This window comes from Arthrobacter sp. CAN_C5, from assembly GCF_017875735.1.
Lineage (GTDB): Bacteria > Actinomycetota > Actinomycetes > Actinomycetales > Micrococcaceae > Arthrobacter_D.
In genome coordinates, this window is sequence record NZ_JAGGMZ010000001.1 from 1,442,278 (window position 1) to 1,459,351 (window position 17,074).

Annotated in this window: 15 protein-coding genes; 8 read left to right on the plus strand and 7 right to left on the minus strand. The window is 65.8% G+C overall.

Features of this window, described 5'->3' with window-relative positions:
* A complete protein-coding gene (locus H4V95_RS06840; RefSeq protein WP_245345604.1) occupies window positions 1–894 on the minus strand; it encodes a sorbosone dehydrogenase family protein in 894 nt (297 codons plus the stop codon).
* On the opposite strand from H4V95_RS06840, the gene H4V95_RS18305 reads away from it, so the two are divergent.
* Window positions 893–1,138, plus strand: coding sequence for a hypothetical protein (locus H4V95_RS18305; RefSeq protein WP_245345605.1), 246 nt, complete (start codon window positions 893–895; stop codon window positions 1,136–1,138). The genes H4V95_RS06840 and H4V95_RS18305 overlap by 2 nt on opposite strands.
* Here H4V95_RS18305 and H4V95_RS06845 read toward each other — a convergent pair.
* A complete protein-coding gene (locus H4V95_RS06845; protein ID WP_209729514.1) occupies window positions 1,135–1,434 on the minus strand; it encodes a hypothetical protein in 300 nt (99 codons plus the stop codon). The two genes, H4V95_RS18305 and H4V95_RS06845, sit on opposite strands and share 4 nt — an antisense overlap.
* Before the next feature lie 118 nt (window positions 1,435–1,552).
* On the opposite strand from H4V95_RS06845, the gene H4V95_RS06850 reads away from it, so the two are divergent.
* On the plus strand, window positions 1,553–2,503 hold the full coding sequence (locus H4V95_RS06850) for a 2-hydroxyacid dehydrogenase (RefSeq protein ID WP_209729516.1): 951 nt from the start codon (window positions 1,553–1,555) through the stop codon (window positions 2,501–2,503).
* 54 nt (window positions 2,504–2,557) lie between these two features.
* Here the strand turns inward: H4V95_RS06850 and H4V95_RS06855 are convergent, their stop codons facing one another.
* Complete coding sequence (locus tag H4V95_RS06855; RefSeq protein ID WP_196865842.1) at window positions 2,558–3,049, minus strand: hypothetical protein; 492 nt, start codon at window positions 3,047–3,049, stop codon at window positions 2,558–2,560.
* A 104-nt stretch (window positions 3,050–3,153) separates the two neighbouring features.
* Between H4V95_RS06855 and ilvD the strand changes: the two genes are divergently transcribed.
* The 6 genes from ilvD to metG all read left to right on the plus strand — a co-directional run bounded on the left by ilvD (window position 3,154) and on the right by metG (window position 12,246).
* Window positions 3,154–4,857 (plus strand): dihydroxy-acid dehydratase, encoded by a 1,704-nt coding sequence (gene ilvD / locus H4V95_RS06860; RefSeq protein WP_196865843.1) that lies wholly within the window; start codon window positions 3,154–3,156, stop codon window positions 4,855–4,857.
* A 381-nt stretch (window positions 4,858–5,238) separates the two neighbouring features.
* Window positions 5,239–7,128 carry an acetolactate synthase large subunit gene (locus H4V95_RS06865; protein ID WP_209729518.1) on the plus strand — a complete coding sequence of 630 codons (1,890 nt, stop codon included), beginning with the start codon at window positions 5,239–5,241 and terminating at the stop codon, window positions 7,126–7,128.
* A 1-nt stretch (window position 7,129) separates the two neighbouring features.
* Complete coding sequence (gene ilvN / locus H4V95_RS06870; protein ID WP_026553121.1) at window positions 7,130–7,642, plus strand: acetolactate synthase small subunit; 513 nt, start codon at window positions 7,130–7,132, stop codon at window positions 7,640–7,642.
* An 82-nt stretch (window positions 7,643–7,724) separates the two neighbouring features.
* Entirely contained in the window at window positions 7,725–8,750 is a 1,026-nt protein-coding gene (ilvC, locus tag H4V95_RS06875) for a ketol-acid reductoisomerase (RefSeq protein ID WP_209729519.1), read from the plus strand.
* 178 nt (window positions 8,751–8,928) lie between these two features.
* Window positions 8,929–10,521, plus strand: a complete 1,593-nt coding sequence (gene serA / locus H4V95_RS06880) for a phosphoglycerate dehydrogenase (RefSeq protein WP_209729521.1) — start codon at window positions 8,929–8,931, stop codon at window positions 10,519–10,521.
* A 153-nt stretch (window positions 10,522–10,674) separates the two neighbouring features.
* Entirely contained in the window at window positions 10,675–12,246 is a 1,572-nt protein-coding gene (metG, locus tag H4V95_RS06885; RefSeq protein ID WP_209729523.1) for a methionine--tRNA ligase, read from the plus strand.
* 14 nt (window positions 12,247–12,260) lie between these two features.
* Here the strand turns inward: metG and H4V95_RS06890 are convergent, their stop codons facing one another.
* The 4 genes from H4V95_RS06890 to H4V95_RS06905 all read right to left on the minus strand — a co-directional run bounded on the left by H4V95_RS06890 (window position 12,261) and on the right by H4V95_RS06905 (window position 17,073).
* Complete coding sequence (locus H4V95_RS06890) at window positions 12,261–12,794, minus strand: hypothetical protein (protein ID WP_209729525.1); 534 nt, start codon at window positions 12,792–12,794, stop codon at window positions 12,261–12,263.
* Window positions 12,795–12,871: 77 nt separating this feature from the next.
* Window positions 12,872–15,391, minus strand: coding sequence for an FtsX-like permease family protein (locus H4V95_RS06895; protein WP_209729527.1), 2,520 nt, complete (start codon window positions 15,389–15,391; stop codon window positions 12,872–12,874).
* A 3-nt stretch (window positions 15,392–15,394) separates the two neighbouring features.
* Complete coding sequence (locus H4V95_RS06900) at window positions 15,395–16,186, minus strand: ABC transporter ATP-binding protein (RefSeq protein WP_209729529.1); 792 nt, start codon at window positions 16,184–16,186, stop codon at window positions 15,395–15,397.
* Between the two features lie 152 nt (window positions 16,187–16,338).
* Window positions 16,339–17,073 carry a response regulator gene (locus H4V95_RS06905; RefSeq protein WP_395939821.1) on the minus strand — a complete coding sequence of 245 codons (735 nt, stop codon included), beginning with the start codon at window positions 17,071–17,073 and terminating at the stop codon, window positions 16,339–16,341.
* Window position 17,074: the final 1 nt, after the last annotated feature.

Here is a 17,074-nt window from a genome sequence, read left to right on the forward strand (position 1 = left end):
CTACTCAGCAGCAACGCGGAGGATTCGGGACCCCGAGCCCTCATTGGTTGCGATCCACAGCGCGCCATCCCCGCCGTCAATCACATCGCGCAGCCTCCCATGTTCGCCGTCGAAGTGGCTGACGGGTGTGCCGGCCGTCCCGGAGTTCAGTGGCACCTGCCAAAGCCGCTCGCCGCGAAGACCGCCGAGGTAGGCGACGTCGTCGACGATCGCCATCCCGCTCGGTGAGGAGGATGCTGTGGAGGGCCACACCACCTGGGCATCGATGAAACCGTCCCTGCCCGGTGCGCCGGTGACCTCGGGCCACCCGTAGTTCCCGCCGGGAGTGATCAGGTTCAGCTCGTCGTCCACCTCCGGACCGAATTCAGTCGCCCAGAGCCGCCCGGCCGAATCCCAGGCGAGACCCTGCACGTTCCGGTGCCCCAGGCTGTAGACAGGTGTTCCCTCCACCGGATTGCCGGGGGCCGGATCGCCGCCCGCCGTGATGCGCAGGATCTTTCCCGCGAGGCTGCCTGGATCCTGAGCCAGGGGACCGTCGGCGGCGTCGCCGGTTCCCACATAGAGGTAACCGTCCGGCCCGAACTTGATGCGGCCTCCGTTATGGATGTTGGCCTTCGGGAGGCCCGTCAGCACGTCCTCGGGATCACCCAGTCCGTCGTCGTCGTAGCTGAGGCTGACGATCCGGTTATCGGTCGGGCTGGTCAAGTAGGCGAATACTTCCGGATTGGTGGCGAAGTCCCGGCCGACCGCCAGGCCAAGCAACCCACCCTCGCCCGCAGCGGCAATCGAGCCAGCAAGGGAACCAACTTCCGAGACCTGGCCGTCGACCACACGTCTGATCTCCCCGGATTCCCGCTCCGAGACCAGCACCGATCCGTCGGGCAATGCAGCCATGCCCCAGGGCACCTCGAAACCCCCGGCAAGCGTGTCAGCGGCGGATAGCGCCGGCAACGCTGTCGCTGATGCGGAGGATGGCGGAGTGGAGCCGGGTCCTGCCGTCGATCCGGCGGAAGACGTCGGACTCCCGCCGACCAGCGGTGCGGGCTCGGGCGCGGCGCAGGCCGAGATCCCCGCCACCGTCAGCACCGTGACCACAGCAAGGCCCCAGCGCGGCGGGTTGAAAGACAAAACGGGCTAGTCCTCGGTCCGGCGTGCCGGCGACTCGGGGCCATCGGCGGGCGGTGGGGTCCCGGCCGTCGGACCGTCGGTGGGATCGGGCTCGGCCGGTGGGCGGTTAGGTCCCGATTCCGGGGCTGAATTCATCACGAGCGGCGGCTGCGGCACGGCGTCGGTGAGGCCATGGGTCATGGTGGGGGCCTCGTGCTCAAACTCGCCACGCCCAGCGGTGTCGGATGCTCCCGACCGGCGCGCCCGGAACCACCAGAGAGCTCCGATGACGACGACGATCAGCAATACCCAGAGAGTTACATCCATGACACAAACCCGCTTCCTGCTGGACAACCGGACTCCTCGACCGTACGACCAACATTCCCAGGTGTCCACCAAACCCGCCGATGTTGTCCCGCATAGGCAGGACGCTAGGCTTTTGAGGATGAACACCATCAGGACGGTCTCCGTGCCCAGCGAGGAAATGCTCGATGCGCTTCAACCTGCGCCGGAGGGGATCCAGCTGGTGCTGTGGGATTTCACCGGAGAGCCGGTCGGGGCGGCCCTGGCTGAGATTGATGCGGCGGTCCTGCCCTACCTGTCCTCGCCAGACCAGTTCGGCGAAGCGGTGAAGAGTGCGCCGAACCTGCGGCTGGTGCATACGCAGTCCACCGGGTACGAGGGCATTCCGGAGTTGGTGGGCGAGGACGTCGCCGTCGTCAGTGCCTCGGGTGTCCACGCCGCCGCCACTGCTGAACTCGCCCTCGGTCTCATGATCGCTTCCCTGCGCGGCATCGACGACGCTGTCCGCAGCCAGACCCTGGGACAGTGGCAGCCGGCACTCTATCCTGGCCTCGCGGACCGCAGGGTGCTCCTCGTGGGTGTCGGGGGCATCGGCGTCGAAATCGCCCGGCGGCTCGCTCCGTTTGAGGTCGAACTGACCCGGGTGGGGAGCTCGGCGCGCGACGACGAGTGGGGACACGTCTATGGGACCGATGAACTGGTGGGGTTGGCCGCGCAGGCAGAGGTGCTGGTGATCATCACTCCGCTGACGGACTCCACGCGTTCCCTGATCAACGCCGAGGTGCTGGCTGCCATGCCGGACGGCGCGCTGGTTGTCAACGTTGCCCGTGGTGCCGTGGTGGACAGCGAGGCGCTGACCTCCGAGGTGGTGTCCGGTCGCCTGAAAGCGGCCGTGGACGTGTTCGACCCCGAACCCGTCCCCGAGGGCCATCCGCTGTGGTCGGCAACCGGTGCACTGGTCACCCCCCACAGCGGAGGCAACACCGGCGCGTTCTGGCCACGGATGATCAAGTTGCTGCAACGCCAGCTGGACAGCTTCGCGGCTGGCCGGGAGCCGGAGAACCTGGTGCAGCGCGGATCGCTCTTCAGCTGAGCCCACGGGCTCCGGGCTCTGGCTCCAGGCAGGGCCGCTCCAGGCAGGGCCGCGCTACGCCATGTCGACGAAGGCCGTCATGAACGCGTCAAAATCGGTGTGATCCTCCCGCTGGTCGATGACCAGCCGGGCATGGGGTCCCGAGCTGAAGCGGGCCTCCGGCTGGACGCCGAAGCGGAAGGTCTTGCCGGTGCTGGTGCCCACCTCAAAGCGGCCATTGGCGAGGCGGTAGGCGTGCGACAGATTGGTCATGTTGATTTCCACCGGGATGCCGGTGGCGTTGAGCGTGTGCGGGTCCACGGGGGCGATCATGATTTCGGTGGGTTTCCACCGGTAGCCGACCACGTAGTACCTGGGCGTCACGACGCGGGCGCCGTCGGACTCCCGCTGCTGGAAGTGTTCGTTGGCCCCGAAGACCAGGTTGTAGTCGCCGTAGTTGGGGATCTGTGAATCGAAGACACGGCGGAGGTCGTCTTTGAGCTGGTTGCTGTCGGGTGCCTTCTCAGGCGGGTCCGGCTGGGAAGTGTCCGATGGAGGCGTCGACATACCGCCAAGTTTACGTGCCGGTCGTCCTCCGGCAGGGTGAGGTTCCCGTAACAGGCCGGTCATATGGCGAACAGGTGAAACCGCTTACGCCTAGACTTTCACCCATGAGCGTGGAAAATACCCCTGATATCAAGCCGCGAAGCCGGGCCGTCACCGATGGATTTGAGCGGGCTCCGGCCCGCGGAATGCTTCGTGCCGTCGGGATGGGCGACGACGATTTTGCCAAGCCGCAGATCGGCGTCGCGAGTTCGTGGAACGAAATTACCCCCTGCAACCTGTCCCTGAACCGCCTCGCGCAGAGCGCCAAGGAAGGTGTGCACGCGGGTGGCGGATTTCCCATGCAGTTCGGCACCATCTCCGTCTCCGATGGCATCTCCATGGGGCACTCCGGGATGCATTTCTCGCTGGTTTCGCGTGAAGTGATCGCCGATTCGGTGGAAACGGTCATGGAGGCCGAACGGATCGACGGGTCAGTGCTGCTCGCAGGGTGCGATAAGTCGCTGCCCGGCATGCTGATGGCCGCGGCACGTTTGAACCTCGCGAGTGTCTTCCTCTACGGCGGCTCGACCATGCCGGGCTGGGTGAAGCTTGAGGATGGCACCGAACGGGAAGTCACCCTGATTGACGCCTTCGAGGCGGTGGGCGCCTGCGCCGCCGGCAAGATGAGCGAGGAAGACCTCACCCGCATCGAGAAAGCTATCTGCCCGGGTGAAGGCGCCTGCGGTGGCATGTACACGGCCAACACGATGGCCTGCATCGGCGAAGCGCTCGGCATGTCACTGCCCGGCTCTGCCGCACCGCCGTCGGCCGACCGCCGCCGCGACGAGTTCGCCCGCAAATCCGGTGAGGCGGTCGTCAACCTGCTGCGCCTGGGCATCACCGCGCGGGACATCATGACCCGCAAGGCGTTCGAGAACGCGATCGCCGTCACCATGGCCTTCGGGGGCTCGACCAACGCCGTGCTACACCTGCTGGCGATCGCCCGCGAAGCCGAGGTGGACCTGACCCTCGACGATTTCAACCGCATTGGCGACAAGATCCCGCACCTCGGGGACCTGAAGCCCTTCGGTCGCTACGTCATGACCGACGTCGACAAGGTCGGCGGCGTGCCGGTCATCATGCGTGCACTGCTCGACGCCGGCCTGCTGCACGGCGATGTCCTGACGGTCACGGGTAAAACCCTCGCCGAGAACCTGGCCTCGATCAACCCGCCGGATCTTGACGGCAAAATCCTGCGGGCGCTGGACAACCCCATCCACGCCAGCGGCGGCATCACCATCGTCAAGGGCTCGCTGGCCCCTGAGGGCGCCGTCGTCAAGACCGCCGGCTTCGACGCCGAGGTGTTCGAAGGAACCGCCCGCGTGTTCGAGCGGGAGCAGGGAGCCCTGAAGGCGCTCGCCGACGGTGAGGTCAAGGCCGGCGACGTCGTCGTCATCCGTTACGAAGGTCCCAAGGGTGGCCCGGGGATGCGCGAGATGCTCGCCATCACGGGTGCGATCAAGGGTGCGGGCCTTGGCAGGGATGTGCTGCTGCTGACCGATGGCCGCTTCTCCGGCGGCACCACCGGCCTGTGTATTGGGCACGTGGCACCTGAAGCCGTCGACGGCGGACCGATCGCCTTCGTGAAGAACGGCGACCGGATCCGGGTCGACATCCCTAACAAGAGCTTCGACCTGCTGGTCGACGAGTCCGAGATGGAAAGCCGCAAGGTGGGTTGGGAGCCCCTGCCAGCGATCTACACCAAGGGCGTGCTGGCCAAGTACGCGAAGCTGGTGCACTCGGCCTCCGAGGGCGCGTACTGCGGCTAACCCACCGAACCATGACCTCTGGTGGGTTCAGGACCCCCGAACCCGCCAGAGGCCACTTTTCGCCGGGGCCCATCCGGGCCCCGAAGGTCCACCGCCAACATCAGTTAGTGTCCACTAACTGGACGGTGTGTCCAGATAGTGAGACGGTGGTGGGTGTCGTTTGACACCCCCTGAGGGTGAGGGGAAACTACAGATATGCATCTCGATTCCGTAGTAGTCCTTCTTACCAAGCGCGTGGCCTAAAGCCCGACTGGTAGTACTACGTCACGCGCAACCCCTCACGGAGCCAACCAGGCTGAGGGGTTTTTTTGTTCCCACCGGACACAAGGCGCACGACACCCGAAGTACACGAGCAGTACCGATTCATCAAGGAAGTCACCAATGTCCAAGGGATCGCCCTATAGCCCCTCGCTGATGGCCAAACCAACCGCTCCGGCGGCCCCGGCGCGCAGCCAGCCCCGTGACGCAGTGCAGGGCGTCCAGCCGACTGCCGTCCGTGGCCCCAACACTGTTGTTCCACCCACTGAAATGCTCGGATCCGCTGCGATCGTGCGTTCACTCGAGGAACTCGGCGTCGACGACATCTTCGGTCTTCCAGGCGGTGCCATCCTCCCGACCTACGATCCGCTGCTGGCCTCCAAGAAGCTCAGGCATATTCTGGTGCGGCACGAACAGGGCGCGGGACACGCAGCTCAGGGGTACGCCATGGTGACCGGCCGGCCGGGTGTCTGCATCGTCACCTCCGGCCCCGGAGCGACCAACCTCGTGACGGCGATCGCCGACGCACACATGGACTCCGTCCCGATGGTGGTCATCACCGGTCAGGTCAACAGTGCAGTGATCGGATCGGATGCCTTCCAGGAGGCGGACATCGTGGGCATCACCATGCCCATCACCAAGCACTCCTACCTGGTCACCAAGGCAGCCGATATCCCCCGGGTCATCGCCGAGGCATTCCACATTGCGTCCACCGGCCGGCCCGGTCCGGTCCTGGTGGATATCTCCAAGGACGCCCAGCAGGCCACCACCATGTTCTCCTGGCCTCCCCGGATCGACCTTCCCGGCTACAAGACGGTGGTCCGTGGACACTCCAAGCAGGTCCGCGAAGCCGCACGGCTGATCGGCGAGTCCCAGCGGCCCGTGCTGTACGTCGGTGGCGGAGTCATCAAGGCCCACGCGGCCGCGGAGCTGAAGGAACTGGCCGAACTGGTGGGAGCGCCGGTGGTCACCACCCTGATGGCGCGCGGTGTGTTCCCCGACTCGCATGAACAGCACGTGGGCATGCCCGGAATGCACGGCTCGGTGTCAGCGGTGACGGCACTGCAGCAGTCCGACCTGCTCATCACCCTTGGCGCCCGGTTCGACGACCGCGTCACCGGTGTCCTGTCCACCTTCGCCCCCGGCGCCAAGGTGATCCACGCGGACATCGATCCGGCTGAAATCTCCAAGAACCGCACCGCCGATGTCCCCATCGTGGGGTCAGTCAAAGAAATCATGCCAGAGCTCACCAACGCCCTGCGGGAACAGTTCGCGGCCACCGGCGCCCCGAACCTCGAGGCGTGGTGGACCATGATCAACCGGCTCCGTGAGACCTACCCGATGGGCTACACCCAGCCCGACGACGGCCTCTCGGCACCGCAGCACGTGATCAAGCGGATCGGCGAGATGACCGGACCCGAAGGCGTCTACGCCGCTGGCGTCGGCCAGCACCAGATGTGGGCGGCCCAGTTCATCAAGTATGAGCGCCCCCACGCCTGGCTGAACTCCGGGGGACTGGGCACCATGGGGTACGCGGTCCCCGCCGCCATGGGCGCCAAGGTGGGCAACCCTGACCGGGTGGTCTGGGCGATCGACGGCGACGGCTGCTTCCAGATGACCAACCAGGAACTGGCCACCTGCGTGATCAACAACATCCCAATCAAGGTGGCAGTCATCAACAACTCCTCCCTCGGGATGGTCCGCCAGTGGCAGACCCTGTTCTACGAGGGCAGGTATTCCAACACCGACCTGAACACCGGGCACGACACCGCCAGGGTGCCCGATTTCGTGAAGCTCGCCGACGCCTATGGGTGTGCCGGCCTGCGGTGCGAACGCGACGAGGACATCGACTCGACCATCGCGCAGGCGCTGGAGATCAACGACCGCCCCGTCGTCATCGACTTCGTGGTCAGCCGCGACTCGATGGTGTGGCCGATGGTTCCCTCAGGGGTCAGCAACGACCTCATCCAGATTGCCCGCAACATGACCCCGGACTGGGAGCAGGAGGATTAACATGGCCCGTCACACGCTTTCCGTTCTGGTCGAGGACGTCCCAGGCGTCCTGACCCGCGTCGCCAGCCTCTTTGCGCGCCGCGCTTTCAACATCAACTCTTTGGCGGTCGGCCCCACGGAGGTCCAGGGCATGTCCCGGATCACGGTGGTGGTTGAAGCCGAAGGTGACCTGCTCGAACAGGTCACCAAGCAACTGAACAAGCTCATCAACGTCATCAAGATTGTTGAGCTGATTCCCGATTCCTCCGTGCAACGTGACCACATCCTGGTCAAGGTGCGGGCGGACGCCGCAACCCGGCTGCAGGTAACCCAGGCGGCCGATTTGTTCAGGGCCTCGGTGGTGGACGTCTCGACCGACGCCCTCATCATTGAAGCCACGGGCACCGCCGAGAAGCTCACAGCGCTTCTGTCAGTGCTCGAGCCCTTCGGGATTCGCGAAATTGTTCAGTCCGGAACCCTTGCCGTGGGCCGCGGAGCGAAGTCCATGAGCGACCGCGCCCTCCGCAGCGCCTAGAAAGACAGCGCCCAGGACCTCCCGGCAGTTCCACCAAGACCACAGCTGGACTCCAGCAAGAAAACACACAGGAGATAAACAAGTGACTGAGTTGTTCTACGACGACGATGCCGACCTTTCGATCATCCAGGGCCGCACCGTGGCCGTCATCGGCTACGGCAGCCAGGGCCACGCGCACGCGCTGAGCCTTCGCGACTCCGGCGTCGATGTCCGCGTTGGCCTGAAGGAGGGCTCGAAGTCCCGCGCCAAGGCCGAGGCCGAGGGCCTGCGCGTCCTGAACGTCGCCGACGCCACCGCCGAGGCCGACCTCATCATGGTGCTCGCACCGGACCAGGTGCAACGCCACGTGTACGCGGAGGACATTGCCCCGAACCTGCAGGCCGGCGACGCCCTGTTCTTCGGCCACGGCTTCAACATCCGCTACGGGTACATCAAGGCACCCGCCGACGTCGACGTCGCCCTGGTGGCACCCAAGGGCCCAGGCCACATCGTGCGCCGCGAGTTCGAGGCAGGCCGGGGCGTTCCCGACCTGATCGCCGTCGAGCAGAACCCCTCCGGTAAGGCGCGCGAGCTTGCGCTGTCCTACGCCAAGGCGATCGGCGGCACCCGTGCCGGAGTCATCGAGACTACCTTCACCGAGGAAACCGAGACCGACCTCTTCGGCGAGCAGGCAGTCCTCTGCGGTGGCGCATCACAGCTCATCCAGTACGGCTTCGAGACCCTGACCGAAGCGGGCTACAAGCCGGAGGTTGCCTACTTCGAGGTGCTCCACGAGCTGAAGCTGATTGTCGACCTGATGGTGGAGGGTGGCATCGCCAAGCAGCGCTGGAGCGTCTCCGATACCGCCGAGTACGGCGACTACGTCTCGGGCCCCCGGGTCATCGACGCGTCAGTGAAAGAGAACATGAAGGCCGTGCTCGCGGACATCCAGAACGGTGCTTTCGCGAAGCGCTTCATCGACGACCAGGACAACGGCGGCAAGGAATTCGCCGAACTGCGCAAGAAGGGCGAGGACCACCCGATCGAGGCCACCGGCCGCGAACTGCGGAAGCTCTTCTCCTGGATCAAGACGAACGACGATTACAACGAGGGTTCGGTAGCCCGCTAGGCCAGCCCCGCTGGAGACCCGGCATCAGCACTCGGCCAGGGCGCTCACGCGTCCTGGCCGAGTGCTGTCCGGGCCGAGCCGGTAACAAAAGCGGCCCAGAGGCAGCGCCCATTTAGACTTGCCACACCGCCACGAATTCCCTCATTCACACACAGCACAGCAGCGAAGGATCACACCCGTGACCAGCAAACCCGTAGTTCTCCTCGCCGAGGAGCTTTCTCCTGCCACAATCGAGGCCCTCGGCCCCGATTTTGAGATCCGGCAGACCGACGGCTCGGACCGTGGCCAGCTGCTCGCCGCGATTGCCGACGTCGACGCCATCCTGGTGCGTTCCGCCACCCAGGTCGACGCCGAGGCGATCGCCGCCGCACCGCAGCTGAAGGTCATTGCCCGCGCCGGCGTGGGCCTGGACAACGTGGACATTAAGGCCGCCACCCAGGCTGGCGTCATGGTGGTCAATGCTCCGACCTCCAACATCATCTCGGCCGCCGAACTGACCGTCGGCCACATCCTCAGCCTCGCCCGCCACATCCCGCAGGCCAGCGCCGCACTCAAGGGCGGCGAATGGAAGCGTTCCAAGTACTCGGGCATCGAACTGTACGAAAAGAAGGTCGGCATCATCGGCCTCGGCCGGATCGGAGCCCTCGTCGCCGCCCGCCTGCAGGGCTTCGACACCGAAATCCTCGCCTACGACCCGTACATCACCTCGGCACGCGCCGCCCAGCTGGGAGTCCAGCTGGTCACCCTTGATGAACTGCTCGAACAGTCTGACTTCATCACCATCCACATGCCCAAGACCCCCGAAACGCTCGGCATGCTCGGCGAGGCGGCCTTCAGGAAGATGAAACCCTCTGCCTACGTGGTCAACGTGGCACGCGGGGGACTGGTCGATGAGGCGGCGCTGTTCGCAGCCCTCCAGGCGAACGAGATCGCGGGCGCCGGCGTCGACGTGTTCGTCACCGAGCCCAGCACCGATCTCCCGTTCTTCACCCTCGACAACGTGGTGGTCACCCCCCACCTCGGGGCTTCAACCGATGAGGCCCAGGAAAAGGCAGGCGTATCCGTCGCCAAATCGGTGCGCCTTGCCCTCGCCGGTGAGCTGGTGCCCGACGCCGTCAACGTCGCTGGCGGCGTCATCGATCCCCAGGTGCGCCCCGGCATCCCGCTGATCGAGAAGCTGGGTCGGATCTTCACCGCGCTGACCCACGATTCACTGACCCAGATCGAGGTGGAAGTGGCTGGCGAGATCGCGTCCCTCGACGTGAAGGCGCTGGAGCTTGCCGCTCTCAAGGGGGTCTTCACCGACATTGTCTCCGAGCAGGTGTCCTACGTGAACGCACCGGTCCTCGCCGAACAGCGCGGCATCAACACCCGGCTGGTCACCACCCCCGAATCGGAGGAGTACCGCAATGTGCTCACCATCCGCGGCGCGCTCTCGGACGGATCGCAGATCTCCGTCGCCGGTACCCTGACCGGGCCGAAGCAGATCGAAAAGCTGGTAGGCGTCAACGGGTATGACCTCGAGATCCCGATCAGCGAACACCTGCTGGTGCTGCTGTACCAGGACCGTCCCGGTGTCATTGGCACGCTGGGCCGGTTGCTCGGCGAGCGGGACATCAACATCGCGGGAATGCAGGTGGCCCGCAACACCGAGGGCGGCCAGGCCCTGTCCCTGTTGACGGTCGACAGTTCGGTGCCGCAGGAGGTCCTAGACGCCGTGAAGGAAGCGATCGGCGCCACGGTGGCCCGCGAAGTGGACCTGCAGAGCTAACCACCCAGGTGTTTCAGGGCCTCTCGCCGCGACAGCGGTGGGAGGCCCTTGTCGTTGCGCTGGCCCCTGGGCAGGGGCCAGGCCAGGGACGCTACCGGTGGGCGGCCCGGTCACGAAGCGACAAGCGGGCCGGAAACAGGGTAATTTCTTTAGGTGACATCCACAGAGCAGCTGCCCGCGTATTACCTCACCACAGCCATCTCGTACCCCAACGGGACCCCGCACATCGGCCATGCCTATGAGGCGATCGCCACCGACGCGCTGGCCCGGTTCAAGCGGCTCGATGGCTACGACGTCATGTTCCTGACCGGAACGGACGAGCACGGACTGAAGATGCAGCAGACCGCCGACAAGGAGGGCATCCCCGTCCGCGACCTGGCCACCCGCAACGCGCAGGCGTTCCAGGCCATGAACGACGACGTCGGCAGCTCCTACAACCGGTTCATCCGCACCACAGACGCGGACCACTACGAGGCTGCCTCCGCCATCTGGAAGCTGATGGAAGCCCGTGGCGACATCTACCTGGATAAGTACGCCGGCTGGTACTCGGTGCGGGACGAGGCGTTCCACAGCGAGGACGACACCGACGTCCGCGAGGACGGCATCCGCTACGCCACGGAGACTGACACCGAGGTGACCTGGACCGAGGAGGAGAGCTACTTCTTCCGGCTCTCCGCCTACCAGGACAAACTCCTCGCCCTGTACTCCGACCAGCCCGAGTTTGGCGCGCCCCAGTCACGGTTCAACGAGGTGATCAGCTTCGTCAAGCGCGGCCTCGAGGACCTGTCGATCAGCCGGACCACCTTCGACTGGGGAGTGCCCGTCCCCGGCAACAAGGACCACGTGATGTATGTGTGGGTGGATGCCCTCACCAACTACCTCACCGGCGTCGGCTTCCCCGATGTTCAGTCGGAGCGCTTCAAAAAGTTCTGGCCAGCCGACGTCCATGTCATCGGCAAGGACATCTCACGGTTCCACGCCATCTACTGGCCCGCGTTCCTGATGTCAGCCGGACTCGAACTGCCACAGCGGATCATGATTCACGGTTTCCTGTTCAACAAGGGCGTCAAGATGTCCAAGTCGTTGGGCAACACGGTGGCGCCCAAGGACTGGGTGAACCAGTACGGCCTCGACCAGATCCGGTTCTTCCTGCTGCGCGAAGTGCCGTTCGGAGCCGACGGATCCTACAGCCACGAGGCAATCGTGGGCCGGATGAACTCCGACCTAGCCAACAACCTGGGCAACCTCGCCCAGCGGTCGCTGTCAATGGTGGCCAAGAACTGTGACGCGCAGGTGCCAGCGCCGTCGTCGCTCGCGCCAGCCGACGAGGCCATCCTGGCGCAGGCCAACGGACTCCTTGAGGCGTCCCGGGCCGCGTTTGACCGCCAGGAGTTCTCCCGGGCACTCGAACTCATCTGGGGCGTACTGGGCGACACCAACGCCTACTTCGCCGACCAGCAGCCCTGGGTGCTCCGGAAAACCGATACCGAGCGCATGAACACGGTGCTGTACGTGACGCTGGAGGTGCTCCGGATCGTCTCGATCCTGGCGCAGCCGGTGATGCCTGAGGGCGCCGGACGGCTGCTCACCGCGCTGGGGCAGGGCACCGGGCCCGACGACGTCGAGCGGCAGTTCAGCGCCATCGAGACTCCGCTGGTCGCTGGGACGGCACTGCCGGCGCCGTCGCCCATCTTCCCGAAGTACGAAGAGCCAGCCGAGGGCTAGCGGTCCGCCCGGTGCTAGTGGTCGCCCGAGAGGAACCGCTCGGGTGCTGTCTGACGCATGATGTGCGTCAACTGCTCCTGCTGTTTGCGGGCCCGGTCGGTGAGGCGCCGGAGCTGTTCGGAGTCCAGCGCGGTCGACCCTGCCTCGGTTAGTGCGTTAAGGGTCTCCCACATGCATTCCTTGCCACGGACCGCGCTTTGCAGGGCCTCCAGTTCCAGCTGGGCACCGCTGCCCTTGTCTGAACGGCGGAGGTTGAGCGGGTTGACCTTGCTGAGCTGCGCGCCGATCTGGGCAATGACCATTTTGACCTTGCTCGGGGTGTAGCCGAGGGAACTGATGATCTGAGCCAGTTCTTTCCGGTCGGCGGCGATCTCCTCGGTGAGTGTTGCGAAGGTTTGCTCGTGCTTGGTGCCGCGCCACGCCTCCTGGGCGGTGGAGAAGAGTTTTACTCCCGACGCGGCGGCCACCAGGTGGTCATCCAGGTACGCCGAAAGTCTGCTGGAATCCGTCGGGTTTGAGTTGCTGCGCGGCGTCGGTGGATGTTCCATTGATAAACCTTTCGAGCGGAACCTGCGAGTTGGAAAATTCCATCTTCGCAGGTTCCGCGTCGATTGTGGTCGCTAGGTTACGCCGTGGCGAGCCCCTCCACCGGCGACAGCCGGGCCGCACGTCGGGCCGGCAGCACCGACGCCAACAGGGCGGCGATAACAGCCACCGCGAGCACACCCAGCAACTGGAGCCAGGGGATTGATGGGGTGACCGGCGCGATCGCTCCCAGGGCCGACTGCACGCCAAGCCACCCGTACACCACGCCCAGCAGGCACCCGAAGGCGGCGGCGACGCCGGCAATGAGCACCGCCTCCACGGCGAGCATCCCGCGCAGTTGCGCCCGGGTGAGCCCGAGGGCCCGCAGCAGGGACGACTCCCGGGTCCGTTCAAGCACCGACAGGGAGAGCGTATTGGCCACACCGATCAACGCAATGAGCACGGCGACGGCGAGGAGAGCCGTCACCACCAGCAGGATGACGTCGATGATCTGGTTGAAGGACACCCGTTCAATGGCTGCGCCGTTGACCTGGTACTCCGAGACGCCGAGCGCCTCGACAATGTCTGACCGAAGCCCGGTCACCCCCGCAGCGTCGAGCGAATCATCGAGCTTCAGCCACAGGATCCCAGTCCCGTCGCCGAGTGCTGCGACACCCGGCAGGGGCGCCGTCCCCAGCTCCGCAGCTGTGGCAGCGGTGATCGTTGGTACGAAAATCTGGGTCTGCACCTCCTGAACCGGCAGGGTCACCGGACCGTCCGCACCCATCAGGGTCACCTCGGTGAGCCCGGAGTCCTGGGGCATAAACACCACGTCGTCGACCAACCCGGGGTCCTCACTGCGCAGGACCGCCTCGGCCTCGTCGGGTGAGATCGCGTAGACTGGCATGGCACCGGTTGCGTCGTCGGAGACAGCGCCGACTGACAGGGCCAGCGCTGCATCAACACCGTCCAGACGTTCAACCGTCGTCACAGCCGCGTCAGCCGCGGCTGCGCTTCCGACCTCCTGCACCGCCAGGTCCACCGGATAGTTGGCTCCCAGCTCGGCTTCGAACGCTGTCCGCGAGGTTTGGGCGCCGGCCATCATCATGGTGACCAGGGTGACTCCCACCAGCAGTGCGCTGGCAGTGGCAGTGGTTCTGGCGGGATTGCGGACTGCGTTGATCGCGGCGAGCCGTCCCGGCACACCCAAGGGGGTGGCAAGCTTCCCGACGGCGGTCACCAGCGCGGGGAGGAACAGTGACGCGCACAGGAGCACGCCCACGAAGGACAGCACTCCACCCGGCAGCGCGACCAGCAGCGCCGACGAGGCAGCACCCACCCCGAGCAGCCCCGCCCCCAGCAGAACCAGCACCAGTCCGAGGAACAGCCGCGCCTTGCCCCTGCGGGTTTCAGTCGTGGCATCCTCAGCCGGTCGCAGCGCCTCGAGCGGTGCGACGGCGGTGGCAGCACGGGCCGGCACAAACGCGGCCACCAAAGTCATCACGACGCCGACGATGAGCCCGGCCAGGACCGACGACGGTGGAATGGCCAGGGTGGCGAACTCGGTGCCATCCTGCGCGGCGGCAAGACTGACCAGTGCCCACATCACGCCAGCGGCCAACAGCACGCCGAGGACTGACGACACCAGGCCCACAATGCCCGCCTCGATCAGGACCGAGCGACGAATCTGTGCCCGGGATGCACCGATGCAGCGCAGCAACGCCAGGTCACGGGTCCGCTGGGCCACGAGCACCGAGAAGGTGTTGGCGATGACCAGCACGGTGACCAGGATGGCGACGACGGCGAACGCCAGCAGGATGACTGTCAGCTGGTCGGTGCCTCCCGAGAGGGCCGCGACGTCGGCCGTCACCTGTTCGGCGCTGGTGCGGACCTCGGCGGACACTCCCGATGCCGAAAGGGCTGACGCCGTAGCTGTGCGGACGTCCGCCACGGTGGCTGATCCGTCGAGGGCCAGCTGGGCAGTGGTGGCCTGGGGCGGAGCCTCACCGGGGGAGAAGATGCTGAGTGATTCCACCAGGTCCGGTGCGGCGTACACCTGCGGCAACCCGGCGAGATAGGGATCGGCAGAATTCTCGGTGATCCCCGTCAGCGTGACAGTCAGGCTCTTCGGGGGCAGCGGCTCGCCGTCGGGGGAATACTGGGTCTGCTCCAGCGCGAAGCTGTCACCGACGCCCAGTCCCAGTTGGGAAGCCGCCGTCTTGTCGATGGTGATTCCAGTGCCATCGACTGGTAGGCGACCGTCAGCGAGGGTCGAGGACTGAAGCTCATCGGGGGCGGTGCTCAGGACAAAGACGTCCGCCGGCCCCGTCGGGAGACTCAGGGTAGAGATGGTTCGTTGTGCGGCATGTACGGCTGATACGCCGTCGATACCTGAGAGGAGTTGCTCGGTTTCCACCGCCGATCCGGCACCCTCCCCGAGGGAGACCACCAGGTCGGCTTTGGCGTAGGTGGCGCCGAGGCTTTGCTGAAGGGACGCCTGGGTGGTTCCTGAGACCATCAGGGTCGCTGAGAGGAATCCGACGCCGAGCATGACGGCCAGCCCCACCGCGATGAAGCGTCGGCCGTACGCCCGGACCTGGGCGAGTGCAACCTGCAGCACGGCTTACGCCCCCAGTCCGGCGAGAGCCTTGGAGATGACGTCAGGTGTGCTGCGGTCCAGCTGGCCCACCAGTTCGCCGTCGTTCATCAACAGGATACGGTCCGCATAGGACGCGGCGACGGGGTCGTGGGTCACCATGATGATGCTCTGACCCATTTCCCGGGTACTGCGCCGCAGCAGGGAAAGCACCTCCGCGCCGGAGCGCGAGTCGAGGTTACCGGTGGGCTCATCACCGAAGAGGACATCTGGGCGGGTCAGCAGCGCACGGGCCACAGCCACGCGCTGCTGCTGGCCACCGGAAAGCTCATGTGGCCGGTGGGTGAGCCGGTCCGCCAGACCGAGGGTGGTGCAGATCTGTGACAGCCAGTCGGCGTCGACAGTACCGCCGGCGAGCGCCACCGGCAGGGTGATGTTCTGCTCGGCGGTGAGTGTGGGAATCAGGTTGTAGGCCTGGAAGACGAAACCGATCCGGTCGCGCCGCAGTCGGGTCAGCTCATTGTCCGATAATCCGGTGATCTCGGTCCCGCCGATCCAGACGCGGCCGGAGTCGGCGGTGTCCAGGCCTGCCAGGCAATGCATCAGGGTGGATTTGCCCGATCCGGACGGGCCCATGATGGCGGTGAACGTGGCCCGCTCGAAGGTGACGCTGACCTCCTTCAGCGCGCGCACTCGGGTATCCGCGCGCCCGTAGGTCTTGGAGAGTGAGTCGGCGGACGCCGCGGGTCCCGTTCCGGAGGGTTCAGGGATGGCGGACGACGTCGACAAATGGTCGGCAGTGTTTGCAGAAGTTCTCATGCTTCAACGCTAGGGAGGCGGGCTCCGCAGCGGATCAGCCTACGGGCCGGTCTTCCCGCGGGGCCTTCTCATCCCGCGGGATGAGGCAGCGGGAGCGGCGGGGGAGCGCTGCTAGATCGGGGCTAGCTAAACCAGGGCTGGCTGGACCAGGGCTAGGGCTGCACCACTGACGTTTCGTAGGCAATCAGGACCGCCTGCACTCGGTCCCTGGCGTGGAGCTTCGCAAGGATATGGCCCACATGGGTCTTCACTGTCGCTTCCGAAAGGTAGAGGCTGCCCGCAATCTCCGGGTTGGACAGTCCCCGGGCGATCAGTTCAAAGACTTCCCGCTCCCGCGCGGTCAACGACTTCACCGCGTCGGCATTCGCCCCCGTCGCGGGGGAGGAACGGCGCAGCATCGGGGCGACATGGTCCAGCAACCTCCGGGTGGTGGACGGCGCGATGACGGCGTCCCCCCGATACACGGTGCGGATGGCCTCAAGCAGTTCCTCTGGTGGTGCGTCCTTGAGCAGAAACCCGCTGGCGCCGGCCTGGATGGCCGCCAGCGCATATTCATCCAGATCAAAGGTGGTCAGCACCACGATCTTCGGGCCGCTGCCTTCCCCGGGTCCGGGCGCGGCGGATGCCTGCGCGAGGATGCGTCGGGTTGCTTCGATGCCGTCCATTCCCGGCATCCTGACGTCCATCAGTACGACGTCGGCACGGGTCGCCTGCAACGCGGCGACAGCCTCGGCGCCGTTGCCCGCCTCGCACACCACGTGCAGATCGGGCTGGGAGTTGATCAGCATGGTGAAGCCGCTGCGAACCAGCCGCTGATCATCCACGAGGGCCACCCGGATGGTGGGGCTTTCGGGAGCGGGGTTGATGGGCGCGGGGTTGATGGGCACT